Source organism: Bacteroidales bacterium (genome assembly GCA_016709865.1).
GTDB lineage: Bacteria > Bacteroidota > Bacteroidia > Bacteroidales > VadinHA17 > LD21.
On the sequence record JADJLX010000005.1, the window covers coordinates 1,613,043 to 1,631,565 of the forward strand.

Annotated in this window: 14 protein-coding genes, 2 tRNA genes and 1 pseudogene; 8 read left to right on the forward strand and 9 right to left on the reverse strand. The window is 39.7% G+C overall.

All coding sequences use genetic code 11. From position 1 onward, the window contains the following. Positions 1-2: 2 nt before the first annotated feature. On the reverse strand, positions 3-2,108 hold the full coding sequence (locus IPJ16_15090) for a M3 family metallopeptidase (protein ID MBK7628500.1): 2,106 nt from the start codon (positions 2,106-2,108) through the stop codon (positions 3-5). 124 nt (positions 2,109-2,232) lie between these two features. Here IPJ16_15090 and IPJ16_15095 point away from each other — a divergent pair. After that, positions 2,233-2,321: transfer RNA gene (locus IPJ16_15095), tRNA-Ser, on the forward strand. 424 nt (positions 2,322-2,745) lie between these two features. Beyond that, a complete protein-coding gene (locus IPJ16_15100; GenBank protein ID MBK7628501.1) occupies positions 2,746-3,999 on the forward strand; it encodes a nucleoside permease in 1,254 nt (417 codons plus the stop codon). 48 nt (positions 4,000-4,047) lie between these two features. Here IPJ16_15100 and IPJ16_15105 read toward each other — a convergent pair whose 3' ends face one another. The 8 genes from IPJ16_15105 to IPJ16_15140 form a co-directional block, all read right to left on the reverse strand. Then, positions 4,048-4,791 carry a hypothetical protein gene (locus IPJ16_15105; GenBank protein MBK7628502.1) on the reverse strand — a complete coding sequence of 248 codons (744 nt, stop codon included), beginning with the start codon at positions 4,789-4,791 and terminating at the stop codon, positions 4,048-4,050. Positions 4,792-4,864: 73 nt separating this feature from the next. Then, positions 4,865-5,674, reverse strand: a complete 810-nt coding sequence (locus tag IPJ16_15110) for a L,D-transpeptidase (GenBank protein MBK7628503.1) — start codon at positions 5,672-5,674, stop codon at positions 4,865-4,867. 11 nt (positions 5,675-5,685) lie between these two features. Next, entirely contained in the window at positions 5,686-6,798 is a 1,113-nt protein-coding gene (locus IPJ16_15115; GenBank protein ID MBK7628504.1) for a L,D-transpeptidase family protein, read from the reverse strand. A 75-nt stretch (positions 6,799-6,873) separates the two neighbouring features. Next, positions 6,874-7,464, reverse strand: coding sequence for a hypothetical protein (locus IPJ16_15120; protein MBK7628505.1), 591 nt, complete (start codon positions 7,462-7,464; stop codon positions 6,874-6,876). A gap of 177 nt (positions 7,465-7,641) precedes the next feature. Further along, positions 7,642-9,006 (reverse strand): beta-glucosidase, encoded by a 1,365-nt coding sequence (locus IPJ16_15125; protein MBK7628506.1) that lies wholly within the window; start codon positions 9,004-9,006, stop codon positions 7,642-7,644. A 351-nt stretch (positions 9,007-9,357) separates the two neighbouring features. After that, positions 9,358-9,444 (reverse strand) — tRNA-Ser (locus tag IPJ16_15130). Positions 9,445-9,535: 91 nt separating this feature from the next. Further along, positions 9,536-10,948, reverse strand: coding sequence for a 23S rRNA (uracil(1939)-C(5))-methyltransferase RlmD (rlmD, locus tag IPJ16_15135; protein MBK7628507.1), 1,413 nt, complete (start codon positions 10,946-10,948; stop codon positions 9,536-9,538). Next, on the reverse strand, positions 10,949-12,187 hold the full coding sequence (locus tag IPJ16_15140; protein ID MBK7628508.1) for an alpha/beta fold hydrolase: 1,239 nt from the start codon (positions 12,185-12,187) through the stop codon (positions 10,949-10,951). It lies immediately after the preceding gene. A gap of 201 nt (positions 12,188-12,388) precedes the next feature. On the opposite strand from IPJ16_15140, the gene IPJ16_15145 reads away from it, so the two are divergent. From IPJ16_15145 to rlmB, 6 genes and pseudogenes are all read left to right on the forward strand, one after another. Beyond that, on the forward strand, positions 12,389-13,156 hold the full coding sequence (locus tag IPJ16_15145; protein ID MBK7628509.1) for a T9SS type A sorting domain-containing protein: 768 nt from the start codon (positions 12,389-12,391) through the stop codon (positions 13,154-13,156). 95 nt (positions 13,157-13,251) lie between these two features. Then, positions 13,252-13,604, forward strand: a pseudogene (locus tag IPJ16_15150) (four helix bundle protein). Positions 13,605-13,707: 103 nt separating this feature from the next. Continuing rightward, positions 13,708-15,651, forward strand: a complete 1,944-nt coding sequence (locus IPJ16_15155; GenBank protein ID MBK7628510.1) for an ABC-F family ATP-binding cassette domain-containing protein — start codon at positions 13,708-13,710, stop codon at positions 15,649-15,651. A 2-nt stretch (positions 15,652-15,653) separates the two neighbouring features. Next, positions 15,654-16,424: a hypothetical protein gene (locus tag IPJ16_15160; GenBank protein MBK7628511.1), complete on the forward strand. Its 771-nt coding sequence runs from the start codon at positions 15,654-15,656 to the stop codon at positions 16,422-16,424. 12 nt (positions 16,425-16,436) lie between these two features. Then, complete coding sequence (locus IPJ16_15165; protein MBK7628512.1) at positions 16,437-17,771, forward strand: GWxTD domain-containing protein; 1,335 nt, start codon at positions 16,437-16,439, stop codon at positions 17,769-17,771. Positions 17,772-17,782: 11 nt separating this feature from the next. Then, a complete protein-coding gene (rlmB, locus tag IPJ16_15170; protein MBK7628513.1) occupies positions 17,783-18,523 on the forward strand; it encodes a 23S rRNA (guanosine(2251)-2'-O)-methyltransferase RlmB in 741 nt (246 codons plus the stop codon).

Genomic DNA, 18,523 nt, shown 5'->3' on the forward strand with positions numbered 1-18,523 from the left:
ACCTACTTTATTAAACCTCTGTTTTTTAGAAGAGGTTCTATCTGAGCATCACGTCCTCTGAAGTTCAGAAACATCTGCATAGCATCCATTGTTCCGTTCTTCTCCAGAATGTTCTTACGAAAAGACGCCGCAACTGTCTGATCAAAGAGACCCTTTTCTTTAAACGCCTCATATGCGTCATTGTCGTATACTGCCGCCCATATATAACTATAATATCCTGAATCATAGCCTGTTGCGATATGGAGGAAATATGTGCTCCTGTAACGGGGCAGTATTTCAGGTATTAATCCGATACCTGTTAGATAATCCTTTTCAAAAGATTGAACATCTATATCAGCAGGTGCTGTTAGTGAATGATATTTGATGTCAAGTAATGAAGCAGCAAGATATTCAACTGTCTCAAATCCCTGGTTGAAATATCCGCTGTTTTTAATTTTCATAACAAGTTCAGAAGGAATCGATTCACCGGTACTGTAATGTTTGGCGTACATATTAAGGACTTCAGGTTCAGTAGCCCAATGTTCCATAATCTGCGATGGCAGTTCAACAAAATCCCACGCAATAAATGTCTGGTTATAGGTACTTTTATTAAACAATGCATCAAGTGCATGTCCGAACTCATGATAAAGTGTGCTTGCCTCTTCAACACTTATCAGTGCCGGCAGGTCACCTGATGGTTTCGTGAAATTAAAACAGGTTGTAACCACAGGTGCGATAGCCTTACCATCAGCTATATGGTGACTGCGATAATTCCCGCACCATGCTCCCTGCTGTTTGCTCTCCCTTGGAAAGAAGTCCATATAAAGCACCCCAATATGAGTACCGTCAGCTTCTTTTACTTCAAAAGCCTCTACATCAGGGTGTGGTTTCGGGAGATCAGAAACAGGTGTAAATGTAACACCAAATAATTTGTTAGCTACTGAGAAAGCACCCTCTCTCACATTTTCCAGTTTGAAGTAGGGTCTCAGTTCACTGTCGTTCAGATCATATTTTTCCTTCCTGAGTTTTTCAGCATAGAACCACCAGTCTGATGGTTCAATTTTGAACTTTGCTCCATCTTTTTGAGCAATCTTCTGCATACCTGCCAATTCATTACCTGCAACAGGAATGGCCTTTTCCCATAAATTATCAAGGAGCTTTAGGACGTTTTCAGGATTTTTAGCCATCCTTGGTTCCAGAATTATATCCGAATGAGTTTTGTATCCTAACAGCTTAGCTCTGGCAGCCCGGATTTTAACAATCTCAGCAAGTACTTTATTATTATCAAATTCGTTCCCGTTATTTCCCCTGTTTACATAGGCAGAATAGATCTGTTTACGCAAACTCCTGTTTTCAGCATATGTAAGGAAAGGGAAAATACTTGGTCTCTGTGTATTTACAGCCCACTTACCCTCCTGTCCGGCATTTTTTGCGGTCTCTGCAGCAGCTGCAATGACAGATTCGGGAAGTCCAGCAAGGTCCTCTTTATTAAGGAACATTGTATAGTTGTTTGTCTCCGCCAGAACATTCTGGCTGAACTTAACAGTAAGTACAGAAAGTTTCTGATTATAAGCTTTAAGGGTATCCTGATCTGCCATATTCAGGTTTGCACCGTTTCTGACAAAACCTTTGTAGATATTTTCAAGAATAAAAATCTGATCAGGATTAAGTTTGAATTTAGCCTGGTTATCATACACTGATTTTATCCTTTTGAACAATTCAGCATTCAGAAGAATCTCATCATTATAAGCTGATAACAGAGGTGAAATCTCAATCTCTACTTTTTGAAGCGAATCATTCGTATTAGCTGTTGATTGTGCAAAGAAAACAGCTGAAACATTCCTAAGAAGCTCCCCTGCCTTATCATAAGCCGCAATTGTATTAATAAATGTGGGTTCTTTCTTTGTAGCCACAATCTTTGCAATGTCCTTTCGCCCCTGTGCCATTCCTTCACTGAAAGCAGGCATATAATGCTTTGCCATTATCTGCTCAAAGGGAGGAACTTTAAATTTTGTATCATAAGCTGTAAAGAACGGATTACTCTGATCAGGAAGAGGCTGTTTATTACAACTTACTATTGGAAGAAATGCCAATCCACAGATTAACAGATTTTTGCAAATAATTTTCATGGTTATGTTCAGTTTGATTATTAGGATTCGGAATACTAACTACAAAATAAAGATATAAAGTACTGGAATCAAAACATAAACGGCTAAAATTTACTACTTTTGTCCTTCCATTCTGCAGAACCTTGGAGAGATGGCAGAGTGGTCGAATGCGGCGGTCTCGAAAACCGTTGTTCGCCTTCCGGCGAACCGGGGGTTCGAATCCCCCTCTCTCCGCAAAGTCAAAGCAAAACAACCGCCAATTTGGCGGTTGTTTTAGTCTTGAGACAAACCGTTCAAAGCTCGCTTTGATAAGGGAGGTCTCAAAACTAAAAAACCCGTGAAGCGGGTTTTGCTTTGACTTTGCAGGCCACCCACCAGGGATCACGACCGAACGGAGTGAGGTCGTAATCCCCTACTATTCTTAACCCTTCCCCGTCCCTTCCCTTAAAAAATAAGGGAAGGGCGTCCACCATTTATGAATACAAATCATATGAGGCAGTGGTTTGTCTTTGCAGGCCACCCCATATGGGAATTCATATCTTTTGAAATTAAAGACGACAAGTTAAGCCTTCTTTTTTCAACATTTTCTCAGAAAGGTAAAATAGAATTAAATAGCTTGCTATCTTCGTGAATTAACAATAACAAATATTAAAAAGCTATGGGACTTAAAAGCCGGCTTACTATCATGAACTTCCTCCAGTTCTTCATCTGGGGATCGTGGCTGCTCACAATTGGCGCATATTGGTTTCAGAACAAAAACTGGTCGGGGACCAATTTTGGAGCTATATTTTCAACAATGGGTGTTGCCTCGCTTTTTATGCCTGCTATTGCAGGTATCATAGCCGACAGATGGGTTAACGCGGAGAGATTATATGGTATCTTTCACATAATTGGTGCTATTCTGCTTTCAATAATCCCGTCTATCAATAATCCTGACACTTTCTACTGGGTCCTTTTACTTACAATGATGTTTTATATGCCCACTTTAGCCCTTGCTATTACGGTGGCATACAGCTCCATGAAAAAAAGTGGTCTGGATATAATAAAAGATTACCCGTCGGTAAGGGTTTGGGGCACCATAGGCTTTATTGTTGCCTTGTGGGTCGTGAGTCTTCTGGGCTTTGAGACCTCATCCTATCAGTTCTATATTGCAGCCGCGTGCTCACTTACACTTGGACTCTATGCTTTTACCCTTCCGAAATGTCCGCCTCTTGCCAGGGGCCACAAGAAGAAGCTGATTGAAGAGTTGGGGCTTAACGCTTTCAAACTATTTAAAAGCTCAAAAATGGCCCTCTTCTTCATCTTTGCTATGATGCTTGGCGGAGCTCTGCAGCTAACCAATGCCTACGGCGACACTTTTCTTCACGATTTCGCCAAGATCCCTGAATACAAAGATCTTGTTGCTGTAAGGTACCCTGCAATAATAATGTCAGTATCACAAATCTCCGAGACACTTTTTATCCTTACCATTCCATTTTTCCTGAAGAAGTTCGGTATCAAGATGGTGATGCTTATGAGCATGGTAGCCTGGGTTCTCCGTTTCGGACTGTTCGGAATAGGAAATCCCGCAGATGGTCTTTGGATGATCATCCTCTCATGCATTATATATGGTATGGCTTTTGATTTTTTCAATATCTCCGGTTCTCTCTTCGTAGAGACACAAAGCACTCCTGAAATACGTGCAAGCTCACAGGGTCTGTTCATGATGATGACTAATGGCTTCGGTGCTTTCCTTGGCAGCAGAATAAGCGGGATAGTGATTGACAAATACTTTACCCTTGCAAGCGGTTCATTTGACTGGAAGGGGATCTGGTTCGCCTTTGCAGGCTATTCTCTGGTAATAGCAATTCTATTCACAATACTCTTCAGACATAAGCATGTGCCGGAGGAAACTGCTAATATTACTATTTAATTTCTTAACCGCTTTTAATTAGATTGTACTGGAAGTAAAAGAATTTTATTACAAGTATACGGCAATCTGCCCATGCCTTGGTACAGCCCTGTAAATGATTTTAGCATCAGCACTTGGAATTTTAATTTTAATGTAAGGCTGATATTCAGGCACCTTAAATGCAAGAATGTCCTTCAATGCCTTCCTTGTGTAAATTAATCTCTGACGCAGGTCAAACATAAAACGATCCTTGCTGTCTCCCTGCTTGACCTCTTCACTCTGGTATACAAATATCTTAATTCCTCTGTCTGTATCGAATATGTAATTAACAGGTTCATAAAACGCTGTATCGGGAATAGCATCAGGAATAAACTCTGAAGTATCCTTTGGTGCAATTTTCAGTATTATTGGTATTTTTTCAATTGAAGATGTATCACTTACAATATTGAGTGGCGCTGAGAGCAATGAGGTAATAACAAATTCATCACCATGGGTTATTAATTTGCTGGCTTCAAATTCGTTAATAGAAGTTGAATGAACAACTACACCACTTATTTCAATATTAATCACACTGTCAGACAAATTTATTGTAAGATAAACCGAATCGGTTTTAGCCATTGCTGCTCTCGATTGCAGATATGCCTCTTCTTTGAATAAGGAGAGAAAAGTTGAATCGGAAGTTATACTTTCGGGCAGTTTTTGCTTTTCATATTTAGCAAAACCGTACTTATCTGATATTTCAGCCATCTTTTTGGCAGGACTTCTTCTCTCCATTATGCTGTAATAGGCAACAAATGCCAAGACAGCTGTCATGATAATTATCAGGAGTATGAATAAATAACTGGGGGATTTACGTGTTTCTGATTCCATTATAGGTACCTCCGGTTTAGAAAATATACACTTTTGAACCAATATTGAGAGTATTAAATACTATCTCAAGGTCTTCATCACCAAGCCTTACACACCCATGAGTAACGGGCATCCCCATAAGTCGTTTATAAATTGTTCCGTGAATCATATATCCATCAACCAAATCGAGGGCATAATCGCCAAGGACACCTTCTTCCCATCTGGAAGGATGGTCTTTTGGCGGTACAGGAAGGCCCTGCTCAATAAAATCCCAGTCAGAACGGTGCCAGTATGGATGCTTTCTCTTACCTGTAATTGAAAATTTTCCTTTAGGTGTCTTAAAAACATATGTTTTTTTCTGAGTCTGAAGGATCTTATTGGCCCCTGAACTGCATAAACCTTCTCTTACAAGCTTCTTATTTTTATAAAGAAAGAACCTGTTCTCAGTAGTATTAATAACAATATAAGATTGTCCGGAACTATAGGTGTTTAGTTTTCTTGACAATTGTTGAATATTCTTCGACATAAGGGATATCTGCTTTTTGTAAGCAGCATCCTTTTTTAAGTCTGCATCATTTGTTATTTCAGTCTTCCTTCCGGATGATGATTCCTGAATTGAAGGAACGATGTATAAAATAAAGAATACAATCAGAACTGGAATGAGAATTGATGAAACTGTAATTAATACCGCTTTCAAGATAAGTAACAACTTCCTGTTTGCCTGCAATTTAGCTCTTAATGAGGAAATTAACTGGATGATGCCTTCATCATCAGACTCGTTGTTTTCAAAAGGACTTTTTGCAGGTTCAGGCTGTAGTCCTTCGTTTTTTATTTCTTCATTCTCCATAACAGAATTTATTATCTGTTTACTATATCTTCGAGTTCAATCATTGATCCGACAATAGTAACGGGTGTCCCAACTTTGGCAATCCTAAAGACTGAATCCATTTCCTTATCAGTCAATGCTATACAGCCATCAGTCCAGTCTATACCCTTCCCCCCGTTTCCATGAATCTCTATGAGGTTTCCAATCTTAGCTGATGCTGGCAATGAACCTCGGGCAATCTCCTTCCTGAAATTCTCTTTATCCTCATCGTTAGGATAATCTATTAACAGGGCTTTATAGTATTTGGTTGACCGTCCGTCAATTTTCTTTGTAACTTTATACATTCCTTCAGGAGTTGCCTTATCTCCTTTAACTCTTTTATCACCAACCCAGTTTTTACCAAGTTCAGCGGTAAACTCAAGCTTTTTTACGCCATTCTGATAGATATAGCATTTTCGTGAAAATTTATCAATAATTATTGAATAATCGCGATTTTTCTTTGAATCATTTATCGTTCTTGTTACCCAATTCTTCCATGTGGGATACGATTTGAAATAATCCTTAAGATTGGTTGTGGCATTTTCATAGGAGTTTGTCAGCAGATATTCCGAATCGGTTATTTTCCGGTTTGCCTGCAGATACTGGCCTTTTCTGTAAATTATCTCAGCTTCTTTGAGCAGCATTTTCCCCTGGGAGATTCTGTTTCTTGTTTCAGCTGTCAAAGGATATGTGGTAAATAACTCGTTAATTTCTGATACAAGTTCATTAAGTATATCAATCTTTTGCTTAACTCTGATCTTCAGACTGGAGGTACTGCTGATTGAGTTTTCACCTGCTTTTTCTGCCTTTTCTATTGATTGTCTGGCAAACATCAAAACACGGTCATAATCTCTGAAATATATGAACCTGGTGTTTTGTCTCTGCCAGTTAACCATAGCAGAATCATAAAAGGCTTTTGCCTCGTTATAAAGTTTCTTTGAATAAGTATCAGCCCTGTCCTTCCCTGCCTGAGATAATGCTTCCCTGGCATATTCAACCTCCTCAGCCGGAGGTTTGGGTGTTAACCTTATTAATAAAATAACTATTAAAGGAACAGACACAGCAATTCCAGAAAATAAAAGGAAATCCCTCCAGTTAGCCCTCATTTGTATTTATGAAGAATTTAAAAAACCCCCGGAAGTAATCCCGGGGGTTTTATATTTTAAAGTGTAATTTGATAATTACCTTCTTACTTTTGCAATAGCTTCTTTGAGTTCGGTATTGATACCAACAGCTCTGTCATTAGCAGCTTTAACTTTATTGAGTGCATCCATGTATGCGCCTTTGTCGTACATACCCTGTGCCTCAACAACTGATGCCTCGATAGTTGCTGTTTCAGTTTTAATCTGCTCAAGAACTGCAGCGCCTTCTTTACCTCTTGGTGCTTTTTTCATAAGGCCTGTATTCTCCTCAAGAACAGCTTTGATGCCGGTCATTAAACCTTCAACTTCTTTTTTAACTTCTTCTTTCTTAACAGCAGCGTCAGCAGCAACTTTGTTTGCAGCAGCTAATGTCTCATCTAATTTGATAGCGATTGGACCAAATTTTTTGAATAATTTTGAATTCTGTACTTCAATAGCAGCATTGATAGCTTTCATTGAATCCTGAACAGCAGCAAATTCAGCCGGTACATAAACAGCTGCTTCAGCAGTCTGTGCAGCTGCGATCGCTGCATTAGTAGCATCTACTTTTTCCTGTGGAACTTTTCCACAACTTGAAAGGAAAGCAACCATTGTAATAGCGGCTAATCCCATTAAAACTTTGTTCTTCATTTTTCTAACCTTTTTTTTAAATACTTTGTTTGTTAACAACTTCCGATTTATATATTAATCGCTTAAGTTCAAAAATTTACGGTGCGAATATACTAAAAATATGATATATGACAACACAAAAAATGAATAATGTTAAAATTTATTAATTACAGGTATCAGAAACATAAACATATACCACTAAAAACTGCCTGACTCAAAATCAAGAAGTTTAAGTCCTTTACTGATCTCTTCGCTCGACATAAACAGATTCCATAACAATCCGGTCCTGTAATTCTCGATCATTACAACTATGGGTCCCTGATCTATAGCAAGATATTTCTGCGGATACCAGTCATATTGCTCACTGAATGCATCATAGAAACCAAATTCTCCCCAGATTTTAGTTCCAAGAACATTATAGAAATGTTTCAATGCGTCCATCGATTCTTTTGGAGTATAAGGAAATGATGAAAGAGCAGCAGTGGGAGTTATTACACCCATATCATTTTTTTCACCCGGACTATGAGCGGCATAAAATTTAACGGAGTAACTGGCTGTAAGACCCCAGCACTTATCACTATATCCTTTATACTTTAAAGGATTGACAGAACACCACTTCCAGTTTATTAAAGTATGGTTCTTATTCTGCTGCCAGTAATCTGCATACCTGTCTTTCAGATTCCGTGGGTCTAATCCCAGATAAGAATAGTGTGACCAGAATAATGGTCCGCCATACTCCTCAGCACCATTATGTTTAAGTGTAAGAACATAACCATATTTACCACTTGTTGTTTTTATCCCGCCGCTTCTGGCCCACCCTTCATGATACGCAGAGGCGCTTACCGGAAATGTCGGAGAGGATGCAGCTAGTATATATAATATAAGACATTCATTATAACCTTCAACCTTAAAGTTCATGTCCCATCCGAAATCAGGCGACCAGTGCCAGTAGATAGCATTTTGGCCTCCGCGTGTAAACCAGTTCCATTCTACCTCCCTCCATAATTGATCTATCTCAGAAGCCAGCTGAATCTCTCTCTCCGAACCTTTTGCAAAGTATTGTCTCACAACAAGCAGTCCCTGCATTAGGTATGCTGTTTCAACAAGGTCTGCCCCATTATCTTTCTGACTAAAAGGTTTAACACGACCTGTTTCTCCATATATCCAGTGCGACCAGGCACCGTGAAATCTGTCGGCACTTTTTAGAAAATTAACAATCTTATTTAGTCTTGAATAGCCTTCTTCCCTTGTAATAAAACCTCGTTCTATTCCGGCCAGTATTGCTAAAACACCAAACCCGGTACCTCCGGAAGTAACAACATTCATATCATTATCTGGATAAACTCCGTCAACATGATAGCGCTCACGGGCCATGCCCGAATTCGGTTCGGCACCATCCCAGAAATATCTGAAGGTCCTGTACTGAACAAGAGTCAGAAGTGAATCATCACTGATCTGGTTAAATCCTGTTTTTGATTCAGATCCATCACTGTTTTTTTGAGAATGAGAACAGGAAATACTTAGAACTGATATAAGGAATAAGACAAAAGAAATGTTTCGCATCTTAGTTGGTAACATATTAGTTATAATACAAATATAGCCAAAATCAAATACATAAGAATGTATGGTGTGTGACTGAAAAGACAAAATACTGCCTCATATGATTTGTATTCATAAATGGTGGACGCCCTTCCCTTATTGTTTAAGGGAAGGGACGGGGAAGGGTTAAGAATAGTAGGGGATTACGACCTCACTCCGTTCGGTCGTGATCCCTGGTGGGTGGCCTGCAAAGTCAAAGCAAACCCGCTGCGCGGTGTTTTTGTTTTCAGCCTGACCTTATCAAAGCGAGCTTTGAACGGCCATGCTGAAAACAAAAACCCTCCGCCAAAAGGCGGAGGGTTTGCTTTGTCTTTGCGGAGAGAGGGGGATTCGAACCCCCGGTACAGTTACCCATACGGCAGTTTAGCAAACTGCTGGTTTAAGCCACTCACCCATCTCTCCTGAATGGTGTTGAGCGCGACAAAAGTAGGAAAACAAGTATTAAGTTCAAAATAAATTAAATTTTTATTTCAAACCATCTGAATATCAAAGTTTAACTCAATTTTCTTTTCAGAAGCACAACATTCTCAACATGATGAGTATGCGGAAACATATCAACCGGCTGTACACTAGCAACATAGTAGTCGTCAGAAAGTAAAAGTATATCACGTGCCTGTGTCGAAGGATTACAACTTACATAAACAATTCTTTCAGCTCCCGCTTTTGATATGATTTTAACAACATCCTCATGCATCCCGGCCCGTGGGGGATCGGTAATAATAACATCAGGCCTGCCGTTAGCCTCAATAAACTGCCCTGAAAGGACATCTTTCATATCTCCGGAAAAGAAAAGTGTATTATTTACACTATTTATCTGTGAATTAATAACTGCATCCTTTACCGCCTCATCAACATACTCAATACCAATAACTTTTTCTGCAAAACCGGCAACAAAATTTGCAATTGTACCTGTTCCGGTATACAGATCATAAACAGTTTCCCTGCCTGTAAGTCCGGCGAATTCGAGCGCAACTCTGTATAAGGTTAAAGCCTGCCTGGTATTTGTCTGATAAAAGGATTTAGGTCCTATCCTGAACTGCAAATCACCCATATGCTCGGTAAGGTGGCCCTCTCCCTTATAAAGGATTGGCTCCTGGTCATTTAATGAGTCGTTCTTCTTTGAGTTAATAACATACTGAAGTGAAGAGATCTGCGGAAATTCTGATGCAAGAAAATCAAGAAGCCCTTCACGTTTCTCAGCATCTTCATGAAAGAAAACCACAATTACCATAACCTTTCCCTCAAGGGAGTTACGGATAACTATGTTTCGCAGGAACCCTTTCTGCTCCCTGAGATCAAAGAATTCGAGGTGGTTCCTTAAAGCATACTCCCTGACCTTGTTTTTAATAGTATTTGAAGGTTCGGGCTGCAGATGACACTCTTCTATATCAAGTACCTTGTCAAACAATCCGGGTATATGAAACCCCAGGGCACCCTCCTTCTGGAATTCAGTATCTGATTCAACCTCTTCCTTTGTAAGCCATCTCTTATCCGAAAAAGTGTATTCAAGCTTATTCCTGTAATGAAATACTTCTTCCGACCCGCTAATGGGATGAATAACCGGAAGTTCTACTTTGCCTATTCGTGTAAGATTATCCCTCACCTGCTTCTCCTTGTATCTGAGCTGCATATCATATGGAAGATGCTGCCATTTACAGCCTCCGCATACTCCGAAATGTATGCACCTGGCGGCAATCCTGTCAGGTGAGTATTCGCGGAACCGGATCACTTTCCCTTCAAGATACTTCTTCCTTTTCCTTATTACCCTGAGATCAACAACATCTCCCGGAATCAGCATTGGAACAAAAACCACCAGATTATCTACCCTGGCTACCGCATTCCCCTCAGCTCCTATGTCTGTTATCCTGACATTCTCAAGTACAGGCAGCTCCTTTTTTCTTCCCATTTATTTCGATCCTCCCAGATTCATCAGAAACTGTATACTCTGCATCACAAAAGGAGCAACTCCATCTCCGTGATCAGCTCCCGGTATTATTACCTTCTTACATATATCAGGCGAAGTCCCTTCTGCTATCATCGAAGAATAAATGTTTTCAGTGGTTACAGGATTAACACTGGTGTCTTTTTCTCCGTGTACAAGAAGAAGTGGTTTAAATGTATGCCATGCTGAAATACTATTCCTGTTGAGTGCTTCTCTTACTGAAGAGTATTTAGGCGATGTGGCAAACCCTGAAATGAAATCAGGATTTAATAGTCCTGGTATTGAAGTTGTAAGTTGTGCATTTATCTGATCAGAACCAAGTAACCCTGTATAGAGTGATGAAACACGTGAGGCATAAGGTTCATTAAAAATATCTGTTACCGGATTCGTAAACTGATGATATGAGGTATATGCATTCAGAATGTATCCAAGGTAGACAGGCATTGGGTATGTAGTTATGGTTGTCATTCCCTGAAACAGAAGTGAAATATTATAAGGTCCTGCTCCACAGGCGCTTCCGGCTAAATTAAAATCACTGCTATAATCGAGTTCCATTGCTTTATGCAGTGCCAGAGTAGCCCATCCTCCCTGGGAATAGCCAATGAGATAATACTCATCTTTCAGCACAATTCCTTCGATCTCTCCGGCAATCATCTCTTTTACAGCAAAATGCATATCAATCAGCGACTGAACTGTTGGCTCTTTAACCAGATACGGATGCGGAATATCTGCAGATTCACCGAATCCGGGATAATCAGCAATAACTACAATATATCCCATTGAAGCAACAATCTCAATCATCTGATAAGAATAGTTTGTTGCAAATTCGCTGGGCGCGTAGGCATTAACTGTATTGGTTCCATTCTGAAATGAGAGAACCGGATATTCACCCGGAGTTAAGGGCACGCAGACCAGTCCTGAAGCACTGATCTCTTTACCGTCAACAGTAGTATTATAAACGATTTTGTATATAATGACATCACCTTTTACAAATGCTTTCAGACTGCTGACTTCCGGAATGGTTGCGGAAGCAGCATTTATAAGGTTGGTAATGTAAGTCTTGGTATATGTGGATGTCTCCTCTTTTGAAACAAAGTAAGAATAATCCGGACCCTGGTCATCTTTCTGGCAGGAGGTTACAAAAGTGATTATTAATATAACAAGAACCGGAAGTCGTAATAAATATTTTCTAACAATCATCATATCTGAGTTTTATGATTATTAATCTATTGAAATCGTCGATAGATTAATCTGATGCAAATATAGCTTTTCTGAAGAGAACATCTATCAACGGATCAGGTGCTGAAAAATTATTTGATTATCTGACAGAATATTCTGAAATTAGCTATGAAAATTTGTCTCGCAACAATTTTCAAAAGACATCTTAATCTAATACTGATCTTTATGAAAAGAGCTCTGTTCTTTGTGCTGCTCTTTATTCCGGAGCATATACTGTTATCACAGAACCTGGTAATAAATCCGGGATTCGAGACCTGGAGTAAACCTGATAAACTAACCAGCTGGACAAACACCCAAGGCTGTCTGAAAGATTCCGTTTTTGTTTTGTCAGGTGACTACTCATGCAGGCAGGAGGGAACTACCACTTCAAGGGATCTGGGTCAGAAATTTGTTGTCAAACCATCAACTCCTTACAGGTTTTCATTCTATTACAAAACAGGTACTGAAACAACCGGCAATGGTTGCAGGGTATGGTGCTCATGGCTCGATAACAGTCAGGTTGGAATAGATGATCCCGTAATTCACTCCGGGTTTATGAAAAGCGTGGAGTGGCTAAAATATGAAGTTGCAGTTACATCTCCGGCAGAAGCCGGTTACTTCTATCTTCTTGTAAGAACATTACCGAACAGTGTAACTTACTGGGATGATTTTCTTTTTGAAGAAGATATAGTTTCATCAGCCTCTGATTCAAAGGCCCCGGAAATTAAGATTTATCCTAACCCGGCTCATAATTACCTCACAATCAGCAACATGCAAAATGTACAACAAATTGATATTCAGGGCATTACAGGCATAATAGTTTGGTCAGAAAAATTACAGGATGAGGAGCAGATCACAATCCCAGTTTCTCAATTACCGAATGGCATTTACTTTGTCAGGATTATTTCATATGGAAAACTGATGACATACAAGTTTATTAAAACTAGGTTTTAAATCCTTATAACCACGGAGTTACACGAAGTTACACGGAGACCGAAGACCGGAGACCGGAGACGGAAGACGGAAGTAAGAATTTAGACAAATCTACTATGAAATTTAAATTTGAGAAACTCATTATTTGGCAAAAGGCCATGGATTATGGAGAAACCATATACAGATTATCCATAAATTTTCCCAAAGAAGAAACATATAATCTTGTTAGTCAAATCCGAAGAGCCGCAGATTCCATAGCTTTAAATATCGCAGAAGGAACCATAGGCCAATCAAACCCTGAACTAAAAAGTTTTTAAGTTATGCCATTCGTTCTCTTGCTGAAGTGGTTACATGTCTCCATAAAGCATCTAAAAGAAAATACATTACAGACTCAGAGTTTTCAGACAATTATGAATTTGCGTTTAACTTGATGAACATGATGATTGCTTTCAGAAATAAAATCAATTAATAGAGTAAAATACCTTTTTTTCTTCTTCCGTCTTCGGTCTTCGGTCTTCAGTCTTCTAACTCACATTCTTTTCCTATATTTGCAGACATTTTCACATTAGTCTATGGTTTCGGTTCAGGATATCTCAGTTTCTTTCGGCAGTTTTGACCTCTTATCAAATATATCTTTTCTGATAAATGACCAGGACCGTATTGGTCTGGCTGGCAAAAACGGTGCAGGCAAATCAACTCTTCTTAAGATTATATCAGGACTTCAGAGTCCTTCCGGAGGAACGATTGATATGTCGAAAGATGTAACTATCGGATATCTGCCGCAACAGATGCGGGTTGATGATACAACAACAGTTCTAAATGAGACGATCACAGCTTTTTCTGAAATAATTGGCTTATCTGAAGAGATTGAATACATAGGTTCTGAAATATCCAGGCGGGAAGACTATGAATCAGCCGACTATCTGAAACTATGCGATCATCTGACAGTGGTTGAAGAGCGTTACCGCATGCTTGGAGGTACAAACTATATGGCTGAAGCTGAACAGACACTTCTCGGACTTGGTTTTGAAAGAAAAGATTTTGACAGAAACACAAAAGAGCTGAGCGGCGGATGGAGAATGCGTATTGAGCTTGCTAAGATCCTGCTCAGAAAACCATCTCTCTTCCTCCTTGATGAACCTACCAATCACCTTGATATCGAATCTATTCAGTGGCTCGAGACATTCCTTGCAAACTATTCCGGAGCTGTTGTTCTTGTTTCACACGACCGTGCATTCCTTGACGCTGTCACTAAAAGAACCATTGAGATCTCTCTCGGGAAAATATACGACTACAAAGCAGCTTGGTCAAAATATCTGGTACTCAGAGAGGAAAGAAGAACTCAGCAGATAGCAGCTTTCAGGAATCAGCAGAAGATGATTGAAGATACTGAAAAGTTTATTACACGATTCAGGTCAAAGGCAACAAAGGCTGTGCAGGTACAGTCGAAGATTAAACAACTCGATAAAGTTGAAAGACTTGAAGTTGATGAAGAAGATAAGAGCGCAATTAATCTGAGGTTCCCTCCTGCCCCGCGATCAGGGACTGTTGTAGTAGAGACTTTGGAGCTTTCTAAAAGCTACGGGACTCTTAATGTCCTGAATAAGATAGACTTCAAATTACAAAGGGGAGAAAAAGTTGCATTTGTAGGCCGTAACGGTGAAGGGAAAAGTACTCTTTCCAAAATAATAATCGGGCAGCTCGATCATTCAGGCATACTCAAAATGGGACATAATGTGAAGATCGGCTACTTTGCACAGAACCAGGATGAGCTTCTGGATGAGAGCAGAACAGTACTTCAGACCATAGATGATATTGCCAAGGGAGACATTCGTACCAAAATACGCGACATGCTTGGTGCTTTCCTGTTCAGGGGAGATGATGTTGAAAAAAAAGTAAAGGTTCTTTCCGGAGGCGAAAGGTCGCGCCTTGCTCTTGTTAAGCTGCTCCTTGAACCAAGCAATCTTCTGGTACTCGATGAGCCAACAAACCACCTCGACATGCGTTCGAAAGATATCCTTAAACAAGCTCTGATAAAATTTGATGGCACATTAATTGTGGTATCTCACGACAGGGATTTTCTGGATGGAATTGTTGGAAAAGTGTATGAATTCAGGAATAACAGGATTAAGGAAAACATAGGAGGTATTTACGATTTCCTCCGAAAAAAGAAGATTGAGAACCTTAAGGATATTGAGAAAAAAGATAAAGCGAAGGTTGAAGCTGCCCAGGTAAATGTTTCATCGAACAAGCAAAAGTACCTCGAGAAGAAAGAGTTCGACAGAAACCTGAGAAGGCTGAGAAAGCGCCTTGAGGAGACTGAAAAGGAAATAGAAAAACTGGAAGCTGAAATAATTGCTGTTGATAAAACGTTTATGGAACCGGGTAACACTTCTGAAGCACATGATCTGGACTACAGAAAGTACCAGGATCTGAAGGAGCAACTCAATGAGGAAATGAACAAATGGGCTCAGTACAGTGAAGAGGTTGAGGAATTTTTAAAAACAAACAGTTGAAGATGGATTCACTTCAATTTGAAAAAGAGTACCGGATACATGTTTATGAAACAGGTCCTGACGGGAAACTGAATCTCTATTCACTTTTTAATTATATGCAGGATATTGCTTCCGATCATGCCATCAGACTGGGATTTGGAAGAGACGATTTGATGAGGGATAACCGCTTTTGGGTATTGTCAAGGATCTATTCTGAAATCGAAATCTGGCCGCTTTGGGAAGAGACAATTATTATAAAAACATGGCCAAACGGAACAGATAAATTATTTGCTTTGAGAAATTATGAAGTCAGCTATCCCGATGGCAGACATATCGCGTCGGGAACATCATCGTGGCTGATTCTTGACAGAACTACTAAAAGAGTTCAGAGACCAGATTCAATTCTTGCAACATACAATCCGAATCTTCATCAGGAGGTTTCTCCGATAAGATATGCTTCAAAACTTGAAAACAATTGTCAGGATGGGCAGACACAGGCGCTGTACAAAATAAAGATCAGCGATCTGGACGTTAACCTTCATACAAATAATGTAAAATACCTGAATTGGGTTTGTGATACTTATGATCTGGATTTCATAATGAAAAACGAACCTCAATCAGCTGAAATAAACTATCTTGCTGAATCAAAATATGATGAGGAAGTGATTATAAGAACCTCGTCTGAAAGTGAGAAGAATAATAGTTATAGCCACTCAATTTCCCGAACCGGCGATAATAAAGAGCTTTGCCGTCTCAGGATAGAATGGAGAGAAAACAACACAGTAAAAAGTTAACCAGACCCGGAGATGAAAACGTGTATTGGCATAAAATATCCTTATTTAATAGCTGGTTTTCTGATTGTTGCATTTTTTTCATCATGCAAATCAACTCAGCCAGCCTTCGACAATAAAGATCTTTCGTACCTCTATAATCCTACAAAAAATCCAATAAGTCCGAGGTATAATGTCAATAATCAGTCTGCTGAGACATCAGTGCTATCTGTTAAATTCTTTGGTAATGATCTGTTTTTCTCAGAAGCCAATCCACAGGGTGTTCCAACCGCTGTAATGCTGGTAACTGTAAAACTTTTTGATATCAGTCAGGGCAGGATTCTTGCAGACACTGCTGTTTATAATCTTAATATTATAAAGGCAGCAAACACTCCTGAATATGTTTATAATATCCCTCTTAAAGTTGAGAAGGAACGCAACTATATGGCTGAGATAAAAATACTTGACAGGCTAAGGTTGCAGGTAGTGCAGGCTTTTGTACCATTTAATACAAACTCTGTTTTCAACAGTTACAACTTTAAGACTGTGGGGCATTTTGAGAAAAACCTTCTCTTTAATCCCGTCGTAAGAGAAAACGAATATTTTAACCTTCTGTACAACCGAGCCCCGGTTGACAGCCTTTATATCTCATACTTCAAACCATTCAGGGAGATTCCCTATCCTCCTTCTATGATCCTTCCTGAAAAAGTCCTTGATTATGAACCGGAGAAACTTGCAGCAATACCATATTCAGACACGATGCCTTTGATGCTGCCACGCCCCGGTATTTATCTTTTCTCTGTAGACAGGAAAATTAAAGATGGATATACGCTTCTGAATTTCGGGACAGACTATCCTTCCATGACTACTCCGGAGGTAATGATTGAACCACTCGCATATCTGGCATCAACTGATGAGGTTGAAGGGTTACGTTCAGCACTTAAACCGAAAGCAGCCCTTGATGAATTCTGGATTAAATGCGGCGGAAACGTTGAAAAAGCAAGGGAACTGATCCGAATTTATTATACCCGTGTTCAATATTCCAATTACTATTTTACATCCTATAAAGAAGGGTGGAGAACTGAAAGGGGAATGATATATATTATTTATGGTCCGCCCGATAAGGTTTATAAAACATCTGAGGGTGAAAGCTGGGGATACAGGAAACCGGTCGTTAAATCCTCATGGGGCGGAAGATACAGTGTGAAAGAGGAATATTTGTTCTTTAATTTTAAAAAGAAAGACAATATATATTCTGATAATGACTTTTTCCTGAGCCGAAGCGAGACACTTGTAACGTATTGGGATAAAGCAATTTCCAGTTGGAGAAAAGGAATAGTTTTCCGTCTTGATAATCCGGAAGACATATAATCAATAATCAGATGCAGAAAGAAAGCGAATGTATTTTTGGATTAAGAGCGGTAATTGAGGCCATTAAGGCCGGGAAACAGATTGACAGGCTACTGATTAAACAGGGGCTTCAGGGAGAACTCTATCGTGAACTGATGAATGAAGTCAGAACTCATAATATAGTATATCAGATAGTTCCGCTTGAGAGAATAGAACTTGTTACAAGAAAGAACCACCAGGGCGTTCTTGCATGGCTGTCGGTGATTGAATTCCAGTATATTGCCAACCTTCTGCCAATGATATTTGAAAAGGGGGAAGACCCGCTAATCATTGCTCTTGACGGGGTATCTGATGTAAGGAACTTTGGCGCAATTGTACGTACTGCGGAATGTCTTGGAGCTCATGGTATAATTATTCCTGAAAAAGGATCTGCAAGGATAACGGCTGATGCTGTAAAGACATCAGCCGGCGCGCTACATACTTTCCCTGTTTGCAGGGAAAAAAGCATTGTCAGATCGATTGAATTTCTTAAGGACTCAGGTTTAAAGGTGATCTGTGCAGGTGAAAAATCAGGAACAGTGGCATCAGAAGTTCTCCTCACCGGTCCGGCTGTTTTAGTACTTGGTTCAGAAGATAAAGGTATCAGCAGAGAGCTTATAGCCCTGGCTGATCAGCATATAAAAATACCAATGACGGGAGCAATAGGCTCACTTAATGTCTCGGTAGCTGCAGGTATTCTCTTATATGAAATTGTAAGACAGAGGGCTGTCTGA